This window comes from Acetobacter papayae, assembly GCF_047721125.1.
In the GTDB taxonomy this organism is placed as follows: domain Bacteria; phylum Pseudomonadota; class Alphaproteobacteria; order Acetobacterales; family Acetobacteraceae; genus Acetobacter; species Acetobacter papayae.
Window position 1 is genome coordinate 1 of the sequence record NZ_JBDNWF010000013.1, and the last position, 16,470, is coordinate 16,470.

The 16,470-nt window shown below is 59.0% G+C and carries 17 protein-coding genes, 1 tRNA gene and 1 pseudogene; 14 read left to right on the top strand and 5 right to left on the bottom strand.

The features are described from left to right. Window positions 1–513 (top strand): annotated as a pseudogene (locus ABF757_RS05905) (hypothetical protein); the annotation flags it as partial. Window positions 514–584: 71 nt separating this feature from the next. Here ABF757_RS05905 and ABF757_RS05910 read toward each other — a convergent pair. Further along, complete coding sequence (locus ABF757_RS05910) at window positions 585–1,049, bottom strand: methylated-DNA--[protein]-cysteine S-methyltransferase (RefSeq protein WP_415481340.1); 465 nt, start codon at window positions 1,047–1,049, stop codon at window positions 585–587. 190 nt (window positions 1,050–1,239) lie between these two features. On the opposite strand from ABF757_RS05910, the gene mnmE reads away from it, so the two are divergent. The 7 genes from mnmE (at window position 1,240) to ABF757_RS05945 (ending at window position 7,556) form a co-directional block, all read left to right on the top strand. Continuing rightward, window positions 1,240–2,559 (top strand): tRNA uridine-5-carboxymethylaminomethyl(34) synthesis GTPase MnmE, encoded by a 1,320-nt coding sequence (gene mnmE, locus ABF757_RS05915; RefSeq protein WP_415481341.1) that lies wholly within the window; start codon window positions 1,240–1,242, stop codon window positions 2,557–2,559. A 42-nt stretch (window positions 2,560–2,601) separates the two neighbouring features. Then, window positions 2,602–4,482, top strand: coding sequence for a tRNA uridine-5-carboxymethylaminomethyl(34) synthesis enzyme MnmG (gene mnmG / locus ABF757_RS05920; protein ID WP_415481342.1), 1,881 nt, complete (start codon window positions 2,602–2,604; stop codon window positions 4,480–4,482). Continuing rightward, window positions 4,466–5,065, top strand: coding sequence for a 16S rRNA (guanine(527)-N(7))-methyltransferase RsmG (gene rsmG, locus ABF757_RS05925; RefSeq protein WP_025860083.1), 600 nt, complete (start codon window positions 4,466–4,468; stop codon window positions 5,063–5,065). The genes mnmG and rsmG overlap by 17 nt, the downstream gene beginning before the upstream one ends. Further along, entirely contained in the window at window positions 5,055–5,840 is a 786-nt protein-coding gene (locus ABF757_RS05930) for a ParA family protein (protein WP_415481343.1), read from the top strand. Before rsmG ends, ABF757_RS05930 begins: the two co-directional genes overlap by 11 nt. Further along, a complete protein-coding gene (locus ABF757_RS05935; protein ID WP_415481344.1) occupies window positions 5,837–6,793 on the top strand; it encodes a ParB/RepB/Spo0J family partition protein in 957 nt (318 codons plus the stop codon). Before ABF757_RS05930 ends, ABF757_RS05935 begins: the two co-directional genes overlap by 4 nt. 68 nt (window positions 6,794–6,861) lie before the next feature. Next, window positions 6,862–6,937 (top strand) — tRNA-Lys (locus ABF757_RS05940). A gap of 343 nt (window positions 6,938–7,280) precedes the next feature. After that, window positions 7,281–7,556 carry a hypothetical protein gene (locus ABF757_RS05945; protein ID WP_234394941.1) on the top strand — a complete coding sequence of 92 codons (276 nt, stop codon included), beginning with the start codon at window positions 7,281–7,283 and terminating at the stop codon, window positions 7,554–7,556. Between the two features lie 63 nt (window positions 7,557–7,619). On the opposite strand, the gene tolA is transcribed toward ABF757_RS05945, so the two are convergent. From tolA to ABF757_RS05965, 4 genes are all read right to left on the bottom strand, one after another. After that, on the bottom strand, window positions 7,620–8,033 hold the full coding sequence (gene tolA / locus ABF757_RS05950; RefSeq protein ID WP_415481345.1) for a cell envelope integrity protein TolA: 414 nt from the start codon (window positions 8,031–8,033) through the stop codon (window positions 7,620–7,622). Window positions 8,034–8,488: 455 nt separating this feature from the next. Further along, window positions 8,489–8,950 carry a TonB system transport protein ExbD gene (gene exbD, locus ABF757_RS05955; protein ID WP_415481346.1) on the bottom strand — a complete coding sequence of 154 codons (462 nt, stop codon included), beginning with the start codon at window positions 8,948–8,950 and terminating at the stop codon, window positions 8,489–8,491. A 9-nt stretch (window positions 8,951–8,959) separates the two neighbouring features. Then, window positions 8,960–9,694, bottom strand: a complete 735-nt coding sequence (exbB, locus tag ABF757_RS05960; protein ID WP_415481347.1) for a tonB-system energizer ExbB — start codon at window positions 9,692–9,694, stop codon at window positions 8,960–8,962. Between the two features lie 67 nt (window positions 9,695–9,761). Beyond that, window positions 9,762–10,340, bottom strand: a complete 579-nt coding sequence (locus ABF757_RS05965) for a biliverdin-producing heme oxygenase (protein WP_415481348.1) — start codon at window positions 10,338–10,340, stop codon at window positions 9,762–9,764. 205 nt (window positions 10,341–10,545) lie between these two features. Between ABF757_RS05965 and ABF757_RS05970 the strand changes: the two genes are divergently transcribed. The 6 genes from ABF757_RS05970 to ABF757_RS05995 all read left to right on the top strand — a co-directional run bounded on the left by ABF757_RS05970 (window position 10,546) and on the right by ABF757_RS05995 (window position 16,413). Next, on the top strand, window positions 10,546–12,804 hold the full coding sequence (locus ABF757_RS05970; RefSeq protein WP_415481349.1) for a TonB-dependent hemoglobin/transferrin/lactoferrin family receptor: 2,259 nt from the start codon (window positions 10,546–10,548) through the stop codon (window positions 12,802–12,804). Next, window positions 12,804–13,736 carry a heme/hemin ABC transporter substrate-binding protein gene (locus ABF757_RS05975; RefSeq protein WP_415481350.1) on the top strand — a complete coding sequence of 311 codons (933 nt, stop codon included), beginning with the start codon at window positions 12,804–12,806 and terminating at the stop codon, window positions 13,734–13,736. The genes ABF757_RS05970 and ABF757_RS05975 overlap by 1 nt, the downstream gene beginning before the upstream one ends. After that, a complete protein-coding gene (locus ABF757_RS05980) occupies window positions 13,733–14,761 on the top strand; it encodes a FecCD family ABC transporter permease (protein ID WP_025860100.1) in 1,029 nt (342 codons plus the stop codon). Before ABF757_RS05975 ends, ABF757_RS05980 begins: the two co-directional genes overlap by 4 nt. Beyond that, window positions 14,758–15,579 (top strand): ATP-binding cassette domain-containing protein, encoded by an 822-nt coding sequence (locus ABF757_RS05985; RefSeq protein WP_415481351.1) that lies wholly within the window; start codon window positions 14,758–14,760, stop codon window positions 15,577–15,579. The genes ABF757_RS05980 and ABF757_RS05985 overlap by 4 nt, the downstream gene beginning before the upstream one ends. Window positions 15,580–15,586: 7 nt before the next feature. Next, window positions 15,587–15,901: an antibiotic biosynthesis monooxygenase family protein gene (locus tag ABF757_RS05990; RefSeq protein WP_415481388.1), complete on the top strand. Its 315-nt coding sequence runs from the start codon at window positions 15,587–15,589 to the stop codon at window positions 15,899–15,901. A 113-nt stretch (window positions 15,902–16,014) separates the two neighbouring features. After that, complete coding sequence (locus tag ABF757_RS05995; protein ID WP_415481352.1) at window positions 16,015–16,413, top strand: Ivy family c-type lysozyme inhibitor; 399 nt, start codon at window positions 16,015–16,017, stop codon at window positions 16,411–16,413. Window positions 16,414–16,470: the final 57 nt, after the last annotated feature.

Here is a 16,470-nt window from a genome sequence, read left to right on the forward strand (position 1 = left end):
GGATGGGGTGGTGGCGGCTGGGGCGGCGGTTATCCGTCCATGGGCTGGTGGGCCCCTGATTACTATGGCGGCTGGAACTACCCGGCTTATGGCTGGGGCTATGATAGCTGGAACGATCCGTGGATCAGCCCCGGCTGGGCTGGCTGGGGTTGGGGCTGGTCGGCTCCGTTCATGTTCGGGGCTGCCATGGGCTCGTCAGTTGGCAATGTTGTTGCTGTTCGGGGTAATGGCCAGTCGGCCGGTTCGTCCGGTGGCGCGTATTACAATGAGCAGGGGCAGTATGTAACCTCCCAGCCAATGCAGTCCGGGGGTATGACATCCTATCCCAGCTATGCCGTGCCGGGTGGGGTGCAGAGCATGACGCAGGTGAACGGGCAGGCGCCTTTTCCCTCGCCGGTTTATACCGCAACCCCGACCACAAACCCCGGTGCAACGCAGGGTGATCCAACGGTTGTGCATTGTGCGAGTGGGCGGTTCTTTAACGTCATGACCCAGAGCTGTGACAGCCCGTAACGCTTGGTCAGGGAGAGTGTGAGGGCGTGCCCGGCCCGGTTTCCCTTAAGGGGAGCCGGGCCGGTTTTGTCTCAGCCCTTGCTCGGGAACTCGGCCCCTTCGAGCCTCAGAAGCCACGCTTTGTCTTCCACCCCGCCATCACCGGAGTAACCGCCCAGCCCTTGCTGCGCGACAATACGGTGGCAGGGAATGAGAATGGGAATAGGGTTACGGCCCACTGCCTGCCCGACAGACTGGGCGCTGCCGCCTACCTGTGCGGCCAGTGCGCCATAAGTGAGGGTCTGCCCTACAGGGATTGTGCAGAGGGCTGCCCAGATTTTTTTCTGATAGGCCGTGCCAAAAGGTGCCATGGCAAGGGGGAAAGCCCCTTGGGCTGCGGGGTCATCAAACCATGTATCCAACCATGAGCAGGCCTGACTGAGCAGGGGCGTTTCGGTCTGATCGCGACCCCAGCCCCAGTCCAGAGAAATAATGGCGCCGTCTTCTTCCGAAAGGGTGAGTGGGCCGAGGGGGGAATGCAGGGAAAGCTGGGGCATGGTCAGAAAGAAACCTTTAGGGAAACAATCAGGGCGGGCTGGTGCCTAAACCCTCTGGATAATGCGCAATTGTGCCACGCCTGCCAGCTTATTGGCATCTTATCATTTTTTGAATCTACGACTGGCGCGGAAACTGCATTAGAAGCGGTGGTGCCACAAGGGCAGGAAGCAGCAAAGGGGGAGCACGGCATTGGGCTATCAGGGTGAAGAGACGATTTTTGCTCTGGCCAGCGGTGTGGAGCGTGCCGCCATTGCCGTGATGCGTGTGAGCGGTAAAGGGAGTGCAGCCCTGCTGGAGCATCTGTGCGGACGCCTGCCACCCCCACGCCATGCGGGCCTGCGTAGGCTCTGGCGAAATGCACAGACCCGCGAGACTGAGTTGGACCACGCCGTTGTGCTGTGGTTTCCCGGCCCTGCCAGCTATACGGGAGAGGACGGGTTTGAGCTGCACCTGCATGCCGGGCCAGCCATTATCCGCGCGGTGTCGGATGTGCTGGTGGAGCAGGGTGCCCGCCCGGCGGAACCGGGGGAGTTTACCCGCCGCGCCGTTGTAAACGGGCGTCTGGACCTGCTGGAAGCTGAAGGTATTGCGGATCTGGTTGCCGCTGAAACCGAAGGCCAGCGCAGGCAGGCTCTGGCCCAGACCGATGGCGCGCTCAGCCGGATGTATAAGGACTGGGCCGACCAGCTCAAGCAAAGCCTGGCCTGGCAGGAAGCGCTGATAGACTTTGCGGATGAAGAACTCCCCCCTGAGGTTGAGCAGGGTCTGTTATCTGGCATGGGGGCGCTGTTGGCGGATATGGAGCAGCATATAGCCGAAGGCCAGCAGGGAGAGCGGATCAGGGGCGGGATGGTTTTTGCTATTGCAGGCCCCCCCAATGCGGGCAAATCAAGCCTGTTGAACTGGCTGGCCGGGCGCGATGCCGCTATTGTTTCACCCGTTGCGGGCACCACGCGTGATGCGCTTGAAATCGTCACCACCCTTGCGGGTATAAGGGTGACGTTCATTGATACGGCGGGCCTGCGCGAGACGGAAGATGCCATTGAGGCGGAAGGTGTGCGCCGGGCATTGTTTCACGTGAAACAAGCGGATTGTGTTATTCAGATGTTCGCGGCAGATACGCCACCGCGCACTGTGTTTCCCGGCGCTGTTCTGGTAGGAAACAAAACCGATTGCGGGAGCGTGCCAGAATCGGTTGAAGATGTGCCGGTTGTGGCTGTCAGCCTCAAAACTGGTAATGGCCTGCAAGACTTGCGGGCTGTGCTGGAACAGCGGGCTGAAATGCTGACAGCATCTTCCTCCGGCATGCCATTGCTGACACGCGCACGGCACGCCGCGGGTGTAAAAGAAGCCTGTGAGCACCTGCATGCCGCGATGGTGCAGGATTGGCCCGAAATGCGTGCCGAGGAACTGCGGCTGGCCATGCGGGCATTAGGCCGCCTGACGGGGGAAGTCGGGGTTGAAGATCTGCTGGATGCGATATTCGGGCAGTTCTGCATAGGAAAATAGGGGGCTGGATATACAGCCCAAGTGAGGGAAAAGGTTAGGGTCATGCAGGCGGGTTATGATGTCATTGTGGTGGGGGGCGGTCATGCGGGGTGCGAGGCTGCCGCTGCCGCTGCGCGTTGTGGCGCGCGTACCGCATTGCTGACCCATAGCCGGGCTACGCTGGGGGCCATGTCCTGCAACCCGGCCATAGGCGGTATTGGCAAGGGGCATCTGGTGCGCGAGATTGATGCGCTAGATGGGGTGATGGGCAAGGCAGCTGACCGGGCCGGTATTCACTTCAAGCTGCTCAACCGCTCCAAGGGGCCAGCCGTGCAGGGGCCGCGCGCGCAGGCGGACAGGTTTTTGTATCGCACCGCCATTCAGGCTTTGCTGGCCGAGCAGGACGGGCTGGAAGTTGTGGAAGGCGCTGCGGCTGATCTCGTATGTGATGCGCAGGGCCGTGTGTGTGGCGTGGTTACGGAAGACGGCAGGCATTTGCAGGCCGGGGCTGTGGTGCTGACAACCGGCACGTTTCTTGATGGCGTGATTCATATCGGCCATGAAAGCCGCCCGGCAGGCCGTATTGGCGAGGCACCCTCCGTCCAGCTTGCCAAAAGGCTCAAAGGGCTGGGCCTGCGAATGGGACGTCTGAAAACCGGCACGCCCGCACGCATCAAGAGCGAGAGCATTGACTGGGACAGTCTTGCGCGAGATCCGGGTGATGCCGTGCCTGAACCGTTCAGCCGTATGACTCAGGCCATTACCACGCCCCAGCTAACCTGCGGCATTACGGCTACCACGGAAGAAACGCACCGGATTATTCGCGAGCATCTGCATCTGTCGGCTGTTTATGGTGGCGGCATTTCCGGCCGTGGGCCGCGCTATTGCCCATCGATCGAAGACAAGGTGGTGCGGTTTGCGGAAAAAAACAGCCACCAGATTTTTCTCGAACCCGAAGCCCTGCCCGAGCATGAAGGGGGAGACCTCGTTTACCCGAACGGTATTTCAACCAGCCTGCCCGCTACGGTGCAGGAAATGATGATCCGTTCTATCCCCGGGCTGGAACGCGCGGTGATTGCCCAGCATGGCTACGCAGTGGAATATGACTATGTCGACCCGCGTGAGTTGACTGCCGCACTGGAACTGCGTGCCGTGCCCAACCTGTTTCTGGCAGGGCAGATCAATGGCACCACCGGATATGAAGAGGCCGGGGCGCAGGGGCTTGTTGCCGGGGTCAATGCGGCCCGGCGTGCTGGCGGGCAGGAGGCAGTCAGCCTTGATCGGGGCAAGGCGTATATTGGCGTCATGATCGATGATCTGACCACCCAAGGGGTGAGTGAGCCATACCGCATGTTTACCTCGCGGGCGGAATACAGGCTGACTTTGCGGGCTGATAATGCCGATATGCGACTGACCCAACTGGGTGCGGAATGGGGGTGTGTCGGGGTAGAACGGCAGGCGGTCTTTGCGCGTGATCTTGCGGCCATAGAGAGTGCCACCCGGCAGGCGGAAGAGCAGAGCTGGCAGCCGCAGGAACTCACCCGGCTGGGGATGAAAATCTCCCAAGATGGACGGCGGCGCAGTCTGGTGGAAATTCTGGGTTATGGCACGGATGAGGCCGTTATCAGCAGCCTTGCCCCATGGTTTTTACAGGTGCCTGAGCGTGCCCGGCACTATATTGTCACGCAGGCCCGCTATAGCGGTTATCTGGCGCGCCAGCAGCGCGAAATCCGGCAGCTTGAGGTGGAAACGGAAATCCGCTTTCCCCCCGATATGGACTTTGCGGCTATTGGTGGCCTGAGTGCTGAAATGCAGGAACGGCTTGAAGCCGCCCGGCCGGAAAGTTTTTCGGCCGCGCAGAGGGTTAAGGGGGTAACCCCCTCCGCGCTAATGGCGGTTCTGGCTTATCTGCGTAAGGGAAAAACCCATGCCCGCACCGTATGAGAGCCTGCCTGTTTCACGTGAAACAGGCGAGCGGCTCACCCGTTATGCGGAGCTTCTGCAAAAATGGAACCCACGGATCAACCTTGTCTCGCCTAGAGATATGGAGAACCTGTGGGAGCGGCATATTCTGGATAGTCTGCAACTCCTTCCTTTGTTAAAAGGGCACGAGCGGTTTACCGATATGGGGTCAGGCGGTGGCTTTCCCGGTGTGGTGCTGGGTATTGCGGCAGATATCCCCGGTGTGCTGATCGAGTCTGACCAGAGAAAGGCGGCGTTTCTGCGCGAGGCCGCTCGGGTGAGCGGTGCGCGGCTTGAGGTTGTGGCATCTCGGCTGGAACAGGCACAGGTGCCCGCTGCCCCCGTGGTAACAGCCCGCGCGCTGGCTCCGCTAGGTAAGCTGCTTGAATGGGCCTTTCCATTGCTGGAGGCCGGAGGACGCTGCCTGTTCCTGAAAGGGCAGCAGGCCGCACAGGAAATCAGGGAGGCGGAAAAGGACTGGCGGATGGATATCCGAACCTATCCGAGCCAAACCGCGTCCGATGGCGTGATTCTGGAAGTGAGTAATTTCAATCGTGTCAGATAAAAAAACACAGACCTGTCGTATTCTTGCCGTCGCCAACCAGAAGGGCGGCGTAGGCAAGACAACCACATCCATCAATCTGGCGGCGGCTCTGGCTGCTGGTGGTGCACGGGTTGTTTTGGTCGATCTCGACCCACAGGGGAATGCCTCCACAGGGGTTAGCGTTGCGTATGATGCCCGCAAGGGCGGTACATACGGGCTGCTCATGCTCGAAAAAACCGCGCATGATCTGTTGCAGCCAACCGAAGTACCAAACCTGTCCGTTATCGCCTCGGATACGGAACTGGTTGGCGCAGAAATTGAACTGGTCGATGCCCCTGACCGTGAAACTCGGCTCCGTTCGGCGCTGGCGCCGCTTCAGGCTGAGGCAGATTATATCATTATCGACTGCCCCCCCAGTCTGGGCCTGCTGACCCTGAACGCCCTTGTTGCGGCGGATGGTGTGCTGGCGCCGTTGCAGTGCGAGTTCTTTGCGCTTGAAGGGCTGGGCCATCTGGTGCGCACCATTGGCAGTGTGCGCAAAAAACTTAACCCGGCACTGAAAATGGCCGGAATTGTGCTGACCATGTATGACCGGCGCAATAATCTGTCTGAGTTGGTTGCGGCAGATGCCCGGAGCTTTTTCAAGGATGACGTGCTGCAAACCGTTATCCCCAGAAATATCCGTATTTCCGAGGCGCAGAGCTACGGCCAGCCCGTGACCGTTTATGACAGCAGGGCTAGCGGTGCTATGGCTTATCAGGCACTAGCCGCTGAAATCATCGAGAGGACAGCATGAGCGGAACCGTGAAAAAACCAGCCGCCCGTCCGAGACTGGGCCGTGGTCTTGCTGCGCTGCTGGGCGATGCGGCTGTGGCGCAGTCCGTTTCTGTTCCCGCAGCACAGCAGGCCGGCGCCTCTGTTGCTGAGGCGCACACACAGCCAACTGAGCCAGTGCGTGTGGTGGGTGTCAGTTCTCTTCCGGTGGAAGCTCTGGTGCCGGGGCCTTTCCAGCCACGTCAGGATATGCAGCCTGAAGCGCTGGAAGAACTGGCCCAGTCTATCCGTGAGCGCGGTATCCTTCAGCCTATTCTGGTCCGGTCTGACCCCGACCAGCCGGGGCAGTATCAGATTATCGCCGGTGAACGTCGCTGGCGGGCCGCACAACTTGCACAGTGTCATGATGTGCCAGTGCATGTGCGTGACCTGGACGAAGCCGATGCCATGGCGGCGGCGCTGGTGGAAAATCTACAACGGGCAGACCTGAACCCGGTTGAAGAAGCCGAAGGCCTTAACCGCCTACAGGAAGACTATAACCTTACGCAGGAAGACCTTGCCAAAGCCATTGGCAAGTCTCGCCCGCATGTCGCCAACATGCTGCGGCTTTTGCGCCTGCCCGAAGCCGTGCGGACAGAACTCAAGACCGGCAACCTGTCAGCCGGCCATGCCAGAGCGCTGCTGTCGCATCCCAATCCGGTGGCTGCTGCGGCAGAGGTCATTAGCCGTGGTCTGTCGGTCAGGCAGACAGAAGCCCTTGTACAGAAGGCTCTGAGCCAGCAGGGGAGCCCTGTCGCCACCCCGGAGAACAAAGCGCCCAAAGACCCCGAAATCAAGGCGCTTGAGCGCGATCTGGCCAGCAGGCTCGGGTTGCGTGTGGCTGTGAAATTTAACGGACACCAGAGCGGTTCGCTGGAAATTCACTACAAAAACCTTGATCAGCTCGATGTGGTGCTGGCTTTGTTAAAATCTTGATTTTTATGGCTTGTGCAGAGGCAGAAGAGGTGTTAGAAAGCGCCTACTTCAGCCCGAACAGGCTGTAAGGGCGCATAGCTCAGTTGGTAGAGCAGCTGACTCTTAATCAGCGGGTCCAAGGTTCGAGTCCTTGTGCGCCCACCAATCTTTCAAAAAAATGTTGGTGGTTTTTAGGTGGTAAGCCGGGCAGGTAGCCCAGCCTTACGCCCTGTTCATGTAGAACCATCTTTGCCTGCGTTGTTCCGGCACGGGGCTTTTTCTTCCTTATTCATATCCTGTTGTTATCAGACTGTTTCTTCAGAAATAGGCTGATTCTGGCGCGTGGTTTTCATGCCTTGCTGGCATGGCTAGTGCGGCCACAGTCCTGCGCAATATGTCAGGCTCATATGCAGGAATGGTTGGTATATAATAAGTTTTAAAAAATGAACCTTGAATGCTAGAGATGCGTAAATAAATACTGTTACAGTTCTGTTAAACAGGAGGCAGTATGATGAAAAAAACATACTATGCTTGTGCGCTGGTTCTGGGGCTTGCTGTTACGCACACGGCCCATGCTGAAACATGGGATGCCGGTGTTTCCAGACATGTCAAAGTCGCGCACCCGGCCACGCCAGATACGACAAAAGGCGGTGTGTGGGATGCAGGTATTGCCCGGCAGGTTAAGGTCATGCACCCCGATACCCCCGATACGACGCGTGGCGGTGTGTGGGATGGCGGAATTTCCGAGCATGTCAGGGTCAAATATCCCGATATGCCGCAATAAGGCAGCATGGGGCAGATGGCGTCGGCTGGTTGGGGTGGTGTTGCCCCTTCCGCCTTTTGGCCATCAGTTCTGTGAGAGGGTGAATTCTATGGGTACCGTGAGTGTTACGGGATTGCCCATGATTTCATCCGGAGGTGGCGGCAAAGGTTGAGCGCGTGCGGGGAGAGAGAGTGCTTCCTGATCGAGCTGGGCGTAACCTGATGTCTGGGCGAGAATGACCGACAGCACATGACCCTGCCGGTCCATCGAGAAAGTCACTCTGGGTGTGCCTTCCTGATGCTCGGCCATGGCCTGAGAGGGATAACGCCTGAATTTTTCCAACTGACCCAGCAATGCGCTCTGCCATGTCTGCGGATCATGCGTTGTCTGGGTGGATGAACCTCCCGCCGCCGCGGCCGCTGCAATGGGGGTTTTCTGTGTTTCGGATGGCGGCGGCGCACTTGAGGTGGTTGCGGGCTGCTCTCTGGCATCGGCCATTTTGTTCTGTGGTATTGGCCGTTTATGTTTTTTGCTGATTTTGACTGGTTTTTGTTGTCTGGCTACGGGGTCTGGCGGGTTGGGCGCGGGGGATGGCGGGGCCATTATCTTTGGCGGTTCATATGCTGTGGGTACAGCGGTCGCCTGTGTTGGCTGTGGCGCTGGAGACTTATCCGTTGCCGGAGCCGGTATGGCAGCGGGTTCGGGTGCCAGATCAATGGCAATCGCTGTGGGCGGTTGCTCAGGCAATGGTGTCACGGGGTGGGGCCGGTTAAGTACCCACCACAGGCAGGTGGCACTTATAGCCAGCGTAGCCAGAAAGGACGCCGTCCAGCGAAGGGAGTCTTCTCGCCGGATCAAGCGTTGCTGGTCCTGTTGCCAGTCTGCAAAAGACAGCCAGCCGCCTGCCTGCTGGTGCGGTAGCAGCCTGTCCTGCGGTAAACGGGTTGCACCGCTCATGGCGGGGGCGCCTGAATGGGAACTGACGCGCTTTCCTGTCCTTCTTCCTGCCCCTGCTGGGTTACCAGCGCCACCCGGAGATAACCTGCGGCACGCAACTGGTCCATAATCTGCATGAGTGTGGCGTAATCCACGGTTTTGTCTGCCCGCAGGAAAATGCGTTCGTCTTTATTGGTGTGCGTGGCTGCATCCAGCGTTGCGGGCAGGGTTTCGGCGGTAACGTTATCCTCCCCCAAGGCAAGGGAGTGATCCGCCCGGATAGTAAGAAAAACAGGGTTGTCAGGCCGGGGTGCCGGTTTTTCGGTTGATGAGGGCAGGTCTACCGGTACGTTGACCGTGGTTAGCGGGGCGGTAACCATGAAAATGACCAACAGCACCAGCATGACATCGATAAACGGTGTGACGTTGATTTCACTCGCTTCATGCGGGGTTTCGTCAGCATGGCGGATACGGATCATGGTCTCGCCTCACTCACCCGCCAGGCGCGAAGGGGTCAGGCGCACGACCTGCCCGCGTGCGGTCAGGGCCTGCATGCGGCCCAGATCCCGTGAAACAAGCCTCATGACAAGCGCTGTCAGGTCCGCCACCTGTGCGCGGCATGCGGCGGTCTGGCGGGCGAGAAAATTGTAAATAACCACCGCCGGAATGGCTGCAATCAAGCCCAGAGCCGTTGCCAGCAGGGCTTCGGCAATGCCGGGGGCCACCACGGCAAGGCTTGTGGCCTTGCTGGCTGCAATGCCCGTAAATGCGGTCATGATGCCCCATACCGTGCCAAACAGACCAATAAACGGTGCCGTTGCCCCAATGGTAGCCAGCAGGCCGGTGCCACGCATGAGCCTGCGGCTTTCGGCGGCTTCAAGGCGCTCAAGATGCAGGACAGTGCGCTCTTTCATGCCCTCGCGGTCTTCGGGAATATCGTGCGAGCGGGCGCGCTCAGCCCCGGCGGCCATAAGCAGCGCATGCGCAATATTCCGCCTGCACGTGAGGTCCCCTGCCTGTTCCAGCGAGTTAGCCTGCTCCATCTGGCGCGCAGCCGCCGCCAGCGCACGGCGGACACGTAGCAGTTCAACAGATTTGGCTATGAAGATTGTCCATGTAAGCAGGCAGGCCAGTGCCAGCAGGATCATCACTCCCCGCACGACAGGCCCGGCACCTGAAAACATGTCCCATGGAGAGAACTGGGGAGGTGGCATGTTCAGCATGGCTTTTTACCTCAAGGATAAACGGAGCATTTCTGCGGGCTGTGCGGGAGGGGTGGAAAAAGCGGCCTTACTGTTCGGCAAGGTAGCGCGCCATATGCGCAAAGGCGTCTCGCGCCCCATCGATACAGGCCTCTGGGTCTATGGCTGTATCATCGAGCATATTTCTGAACGCCAGCCATGAGGGGCCACGGCCTGCCGGGTCGGGGGCGAGGTGGCGCGCTCCAAAATCGGCGCTGTAGCCGAGGTTCTGGGCCAGTTTGTCAAGAATATTGGCCCCCAGCTTCGAGCCTTCGGCAACGTATAGCCAGCCGATGGCTGTTTCCGTTTGCATGCGGGTGAAAAAATCTGGCCCGTTAGGCGTGTTCTGCCGGGGTATATCCAGCCCGAGGTCTTTCATATCCTGTGTGATATGAGCAAAGCGGTTGCGGCTTTGCAGATCGGGAATGAAGGCCTCTAGCCGGGTATCACGGTATACGGGATCAAGATCGCGGTGAAAGCGGTATTGCAGGCGGACAAAATCACGGTATCCCTGCGCGGAGCCAAACAGGTTCCGGCCTGATATCTCGTTATCGAGCAACTGGTGCTGTGCTGCGGTTTCGGCTTTCAGCCGGGTAGAAAGCGGTGCGGGGGAGAGCGTTTCCGACATGGCGCGACATCCTTGTTCTAGGGGCCGGGGTTATTCTCCTATCCCAAAATAGTGCAAATGAGAATCATAATCAACTGTTGACAGGGCGCGGTCATTCCTTCAGATGAGAATGATAATCATAAACGATAATGCAACGAAAAGGACGTGACCCGCGATGCCCAGCTTCTTTTCGAAGCACACTGTCAGTCATCGGCATTATATCCTGATGACGACGGTCTTTTTCTGCGCCTCTGTTCCCGTCGCGCGGGCTGAAACCACCACCACCCCCGCGAAACCGGCCGCCACTCCGCAGGCCACGCCCAGTGCGCAGCCCCCCGCCACCGCAAAGCCGATCGCTCTCTCCCCCGTTCGGGTGCGCGGCAAGGCCGATATTATTGATTCAATGAAATATGATCCCGATCAGGATCATAGCGCAGTGGGCAAAGCATCGGTTCTGACCAAAAACACCACGTTCAAGACCTTCCGTGACCGGCAGATCGATAATCTTGAAGACTATGCCCGCCGTGTTGATGCCTCGGTCAATTATAGTGAGGGCAATTCCAGCATCAACATCCGTGGGCTTGACCAGAACCGTATCCTGACCTCCATCGACGGTATTCGCATGCCATGGGCTAATGATGGTGCCTATGCGGGGTCTTTCAGCACGGCTCAGGGCGGCGTGTCGGATTTCGATTTCAATTCGCTCGGCGCGATTGATGTTGTCAAAAGTGCGGATTCCAGCTTTTTCGGCACGGGCTCGCTTGGTGGTGTCATTGCCCTGCGCACGCTAGACCCCGAGGATATTCTTAAACCCGGCAAGAATTTTGGCGGCATTACCAAAGCCACCTATAATGGGGCGGCTGAAGCGGCACTGCTCAATCAGGCTTTTGCCGCGCGCTATAATAATACGGTCTTTCTGGTACAGGGCGGCTATCAGAACGGTAGCCAGACCGGCAATATGGGCAATGTCGGCGGCTATGGTACAACCCGTACGGAAAAAAACCCGGCATGGTATGAGCAGGGAAACTTCCTTGGAAAAATCAGACATTATTTTGAGGGCGGGCACAGGGTTACCCTGACTGGCGAATGGTATGACCGCCAGTACAATGAGCGGACCCGCACATCGGAAAAAACCGCCACCAGCCGTTACGATACCCGCAGCGAAAACCAGCGCTCACGCGTATCGTTCGATTATGACTACAAGAGCGAAACCCCGAATGCGCTGTTCAGCGAGGCGCATTTTCTGGCCTACTGGCAAAGCATCCAGACCGATACCGACATCACCAACCGCGATAGCGCGAATGCCAGTTCGTATTACCACGAACACCTGACCCTGCCTGTCGAGTCCTATGGTGTCAGAGGGTCAGCAACCAACCATATTGTCACAGGGCCGTTCCGCCATGACCTGACCTATGGGGGCGAGGTCTTCCTGACCGATACCTACCAGACCCAGACAGGCGAGCGTGCGGTATCAAGCCCTTATCTGCACAATAATTTTTCTGACATGCCTCGAGTCCACGGTACGGATCTGGGCGCACTCGTGCAGGACCGTATCGGGTTCAGGGGGGCTGACTGGCTGCATATTACACCGGGGGTTCGCTTTGATTACTTCCAGCGTGATCCGTCCAATACCGCCTCGTATCAGGCGAATGCAGGTTATACGGGCCTGCCCCATGGGGCGCATGGCTCGCATTTCTCGCCCAAGGTTCTGATCGAGGCAAAGGTCGCGCATGATGTCACGCTGTATGCCCTGTATTCACAGGCATTCCGCGCGCCCTCCGCTACGGAGGAATATCTGAACTACAGCACCCCGCCTTTCTATCAGGTGGTTGGCAACCCGGATCTAAAGCCCGAAAGCAGCCGCGGGTGGGAAGTCGGGGTGAAATATGGCAACGAAAAACGTGGCGCGAATATTTCATTCTTTGACAATTATTACAAAAACTACATTGATATGCAGGGTATTTCCGGATGTTCAGGGTATTACCTGTGCTACGGCTATACCAATCTTGCAAATGTGCGCATTTATGGCGTGGAAGCCAATGTCAACTGGGACTTCGACGACCACTGGCACACATGGGGGTCATTCGCCTATTCCGATGGGCAGGATACCGACCGGCATTTCCATCTGGCGTCAGTTGCGCCATTCCGTGGCATTATCGGCTTTGGTTATAAAACACCGCGCTGGGGTGCTGATCTTTCAGGCACGTTCGCCCTTTCAAGAGATAACGCAAAATTCATTACTTCATCAGGCGCTCTTCAGAATCAGTGGAACACACCCGGCTATGTTCTGTTTGACATGACAGGCTGGTACAGCCCGACTTTTTACAAATCTCTGCGTATTCAAGCTGGCATGTACAATATTTTTGACAAACGATACTACAACGCAGCGGCACTCCCCTACGGGCAGAGTTCAAGCTCGCTTGATATGCGCTACTACAGCCAGCCCGGCCGTTCTTTCAAAGTAACAGCAAGGATCGATTTCTGATGACTGAACAAAACCTTTTGTTTTCACGCAGGAAATTGATAGCCCTTGCCGGTATGGGCAGCGTGGCAGTGCCGCTGGCGCTGTCTTATGCCCATGCGCAGGAAGGGCATGTGGTAACGGACTGCCGAGGCCGCCGTGTGGCAGTCGGGCCCGCGCGCCGGATCGTGTGTATTGGCGGCACCATTACCGAAACCCTGTATGATCTGGGGGCACAGGCGCGCATTATCGCAGTGGATACCACCTCCACATGGCCGGAAAGCGCTCTAAAAGATAAAAAATCCATCGGGTATATGCGCACGGTCTCGGCTGAGGGCGTTCTGTCGCTCCAGCCCGATCTGATCCTTGCCATGAACAATGCGGGCCCGCCCGCCGCCATGGACCAGCTTGTGGCCTCCGGGCCGCCGGTGGTGTTTGTGGAGGCAACGCCTTCGGTAGAGGCCATTGTCGCACGCACGGCTTTTCTGTCCGGGATTGTCGGGGCGGATGAGGCGGGCAGGGAGCTTGTGGCGAAGATTGAAAAAGGCTTTGACGCCCTGGCCCAGTGGCGTGCCATCCATACCACCAAACGGCGCGTGCTGTTTGTCATGCGCATGACCAATGGCCACCCCATGGTTGCAGGGAGCGGTAACGCAGCAGATGCGATTATCGGTCTGACCGGGGCCACCAATGCCGGGCATGCCATGCAGGGATACAAGGTGGTGGAGCACGAAGCGCTTATTACGCTCCAGCCCGATGTTATTCTTATCATGGCGCAGGATTCCGCAGCCCTGCACAAGGATATTCTGGCCGATGCCGGTTTCAGGATGACACCCGCCGTCCGGCATGACGCCATTATTGCGCTGGAGGGAGAGGAACTGCTGGGCTTTGGCCCCCGCACGCCCGAAGCCGCACTGAAACTGGCAGGCATGATCGAGGCGGCGTCTCCGGCATGAAGGTTGTCCGGCCCGCGCCCCGGCTGGTGCTGGGGGGGCTGTCTGTTCTCCTGCTTGTGGCGCTGCTCTGTGCGTTGATGACCGGGGCCACCGGTTTTGGCCCCGGGGCTTTATGGACACAGCCCCACTCGGAGGCAGCGCGGGCCAGTTGGCTTGTTATCAGCCAGATCCGGGCACCGCGTGCTGTCATGGCCCTGCTTACGGGGGCAGCGCTCGCGGCTTCAGGGGCCGTTATGCAGGGGATGTTTCGCAACCCTCTGGCTGATCCGGGGCTTACGGGGGTTTCGTCCGGGGCGGCTCTGGGGGCCGCACTGGTTATCGTGCTGGGTAATGCCGGAGCAGGGGCCGGGTTTGTGGCGCACTGGGCCGTGCCTGCCGGGGGTATTACGGGGGCACTGGCCAGTACGGTGGTGCTGTATCTCTTTGCTGCGCGTGGGGGCGTGTCCTCTCCCACGCTTATTATTCTCGCGGGTGTGGCACTCAGTGCGTTTGCTGGCGCGCTCACGGGTATTCTTGTGTTTCGGGCTAATGATACGGCCCTGCGAGACCTTACATTCTGGACCATGGGCAGCCTGTCAGGGGCCGCATGGCCGCAGATAGGGGTTCTGTTACCCGTTCTATTACCCGCAGCCTTTATCATGGGGCGGATTGCCGGGGGGCTGAACGTGCTTTTGCTGGGGGATGAGGATGCCGCCCTGACAGGCTGTTCTGTCGGGCGGATACGGCGTCTGGCCATGTTGTGCGTGGCGCTGGCCTGTGGGCCGATTGTCTCCTTTGTGGGGGTGATCGGGTTTGTGGGCGTGGTGGTGCCGCATCTTGTCCGGCTTGTAAGCGGGCCGGATCACAGGATTTTGCTACCTGCCAGCGCGTTGCTGGGGGCAGCGCTGTTGCTGGTAGCCGATACGCTGGCGCGTGTTATCGCCATTCCGTCCGATGTGCCGGTGGGTGTGGTAACGGCGGCCATTGGTGCGCCGGTTTTTGTCTGGCAGCTTGCCCGAAGCCAGCAGACAGGCCGGTTTTCATGATTCTGACGATGCAGCATGTCGCCTATGGCGTGGGAGAGCGCTTCCTGCTCAGGGATGTAAGCCTGAATGTCGCGCGCGGGGAGGTGGTGGTTATTATCGGGCCTAATGGAGCTGGCAAAAGCACCCTCCTGCGTCTGGCGGCCGGGCTTGGGCCCGCTACGGAGGGTAAAATCCTGCTTGGCGGCCATGACATCACCACCCTGTCTGAAGCCCGCAAGGCCGGATTGCGGGCCATGCTGGCGCAGAATAGCCCGGCACAGGCCCGTTTTACCGTGCGTGAGCTGGCCTATATGGGCGGGCTGCATGCCGGGCGTGCCTGTAGTGCGGTGGCCATGGCCGGGCATGTCAGGGCCGCACTGGAGCAGGTTGGCCTGCTGGCCATGGCGGATCGGGATATTACCAGCCTGTCCGGCGGGGAGCGCCAGCGCGCCCATTATGCACGCGTGCTGGTGCAGCTTCGTTCAGCCGCAGGAGGACAGGGCCTGCTCTTGCTGGATGAACCCGTATCCGCGCAGGATCTGGCCCGGCAGGGGCTAGTGCTAAATGTGGCCCGTGCGCATGCCCGGCAGGGTGGTGCGTGCCTGATGGTGCTGCATGACCTCAACTGGGCCGCTTGTGTTGCTGATCGGATTATCGTGTTGCGCAACGGGCGGATAGAGGGTGATGGCAGGCCAGAGCAGATCGTATCCGCTGGCCTGCTGCGCGATGTGTTCGGGCTGGTGACGGAGCGTGTGCCTGTGCATGCTGTCACGGGCCGTCCGTTTGTGGTGCCGCATGATATTGTGGGCCATGATTTTTCTGAACAGAATGGAGAATAACCAGATGATGTACATCGCCATGAACCGCTTCAGGGTTGCGCCGGACAAGCAGGAGGCCTTCATGGCCCGGTGGCTTGACCGCGAGGTTCTGCTGCGCACCGTGCCGGGTTTTGTTTCCTTCCAGTTTCTCAAAGGCCCAGCGAGCGAAGACTATGTGCTGTATGCCTCGCATACGGTCTGGGCATCGGAAGAAGCCTTTATCGGCTGGACAAAATCGGAGCAGTTCCGTCAGGCGCACGCCACGGCTGGGGAAGGGGTTAAGCTGACCATTGGCGGCCCGGTTTTTGAAGGCTTTACGGTGTTGCAGAACGTCGAGGCCTGAACACAGGGTGCGTTTTTTATCGCGGGTGGGGGGCTGGCCCGCCCGCGACCCTCTTTACCTTCGCGCCTGTCTGGCGGACACTCTGCCCATCATCTGGGGGAGAAAAAACAGACATGCGTCAGGTAATGGTTGTACTGGCTGCCCTGTGCTGTGCCGCACCCGCATGGGCCGAGGACCTGCCCTATACGGCGGACATGATGCAGAGGCCAAATTTTTCCAAAGCGTATCACGCCATGGTCGAACTGCCCGAATGGGTCAGCAAGGCGGCGGCGGTTTCCACGCCCATGGGCAATATCACCTTTAACGGCAAGGCCTATCTGGTTGGGCATTTGTGCAAACCGCATGACTGCGCCGATAACCAGCTTGAAATCATGGTCTCGCATGATGGTGCACAGGCATGGGGCCTGCTGTCGCGCCGGGTAGAGGGCAGGCTGTACCAGATGCCGCTTGGCACACCCGATAGCGGCCTGCTGGCCGCCATGCACGCGGCCTATAGCGCTAATAATCCCTGAAGTGTCTACACCACGCTCCATGCAGTTTGTCAGGAGCGTGGTGTGGCAGAGGGGAGG

Coding starts and splice junctions, on each gene's coding strand:
- ABF757_RS05970 (WP_415481349.1), top strand. CDS start 10,546: ATGACGACGGTCTTTTTCTGCGCCTCTGTTCCCGTCGCGCGGGCTGAA.
- ABF757_RS05990 (WP_415481388.1), top strand. CDS start 15,587: ATGTACATCGCCATGAACCGCTTCAGGGTTGCGCCGGACAAGCAGGAG.
- tolA (WP_415481345.1), bottom strand. CDS start 8,033: ATGGCCGATGCCAGAGAGCAGCCCGCAACCACCTCAAGTGCGCCGCCG.
- ABF757_RS05935 (WP_415481344.1), top strand. CDS start 5,837: ATGAGCGGAACCGTGAAAAAACCAGCCGCCCGTCCGAGACTGGGCCGT.
- ABF757_RS05945 (WP_234394941.1), top strand. CDS start 7,281: ATGATGAAAAAAACATACTATGCTTGTGCGCTGGTTCTGGGGCTTGCT.
- ABF757_RS05975 (WP_415481350.1), top strand. CDS start 12,804: ATGACTGAACAAAACCTTTTGTTTTCACGCAGGAAATTGATAGCCCTT.
- ABF757_RS05910 (WP_415481340.1), bottom strand. CDS start 1,049: ATGCCCCAGCTTTCCCTGCATTCCCCCCTCGGCCCACTCACCCTTTCG.
- ABF757_RS05985 (WP_415481351.1), top strand. CDS start 14,758: ATGATTCTGACGATGCAGCATGTCGCCTATGGCGTGGGAGAGCGCTTC.
- rsmG (WP_025860083.1), top strand. CDS start 4,466: ATGCCCGCACCGTATGAGAGCCTGCCTGTTTCACGTGAAACAGGCGAG.
- ABF757_RS05965 (WP_415481348.1), bottom strand. CDS start 10,340: ATGTCGGAAACGCTCTCCCCCGCACCGCTTTCTACCCGGCTGAAAGCC.
- mnmG (WP_415481342.1), top strand. CDS start 2,602: ATGCAGGCGGGTTATGATGTCATTGTGGTGGGGGGCGGTCATGCGGGG.
- exbD (WP_415481346.1), bottom strand. CDS start 8,950: ATGATCCGTATCCGCCATGCTGACGAAACCCCGCATGAAGCGAGTGAA.
- ABF757_RS05980 (WP_025860100.1), top strand. CDS start 13,733: ATGAAGGTTGTCCGGCCCGCGCCCCGGCTGGTGCTGGGGGGGCTGTCT.
- exbB (WP_415481347.1), bottom strand. CDS start 9,694: ATGCTGAACATGCCACCTCCCCAGTTCTCTCCATGGGACATGTTTTCA.
- ABF757_RS05995 (WP_415481352.1), top strand. CDS start 16,015: ATGCGTCAGGTAATGGTTGTACTGGCTGCCCTGTGCTGTGCCGCACCC.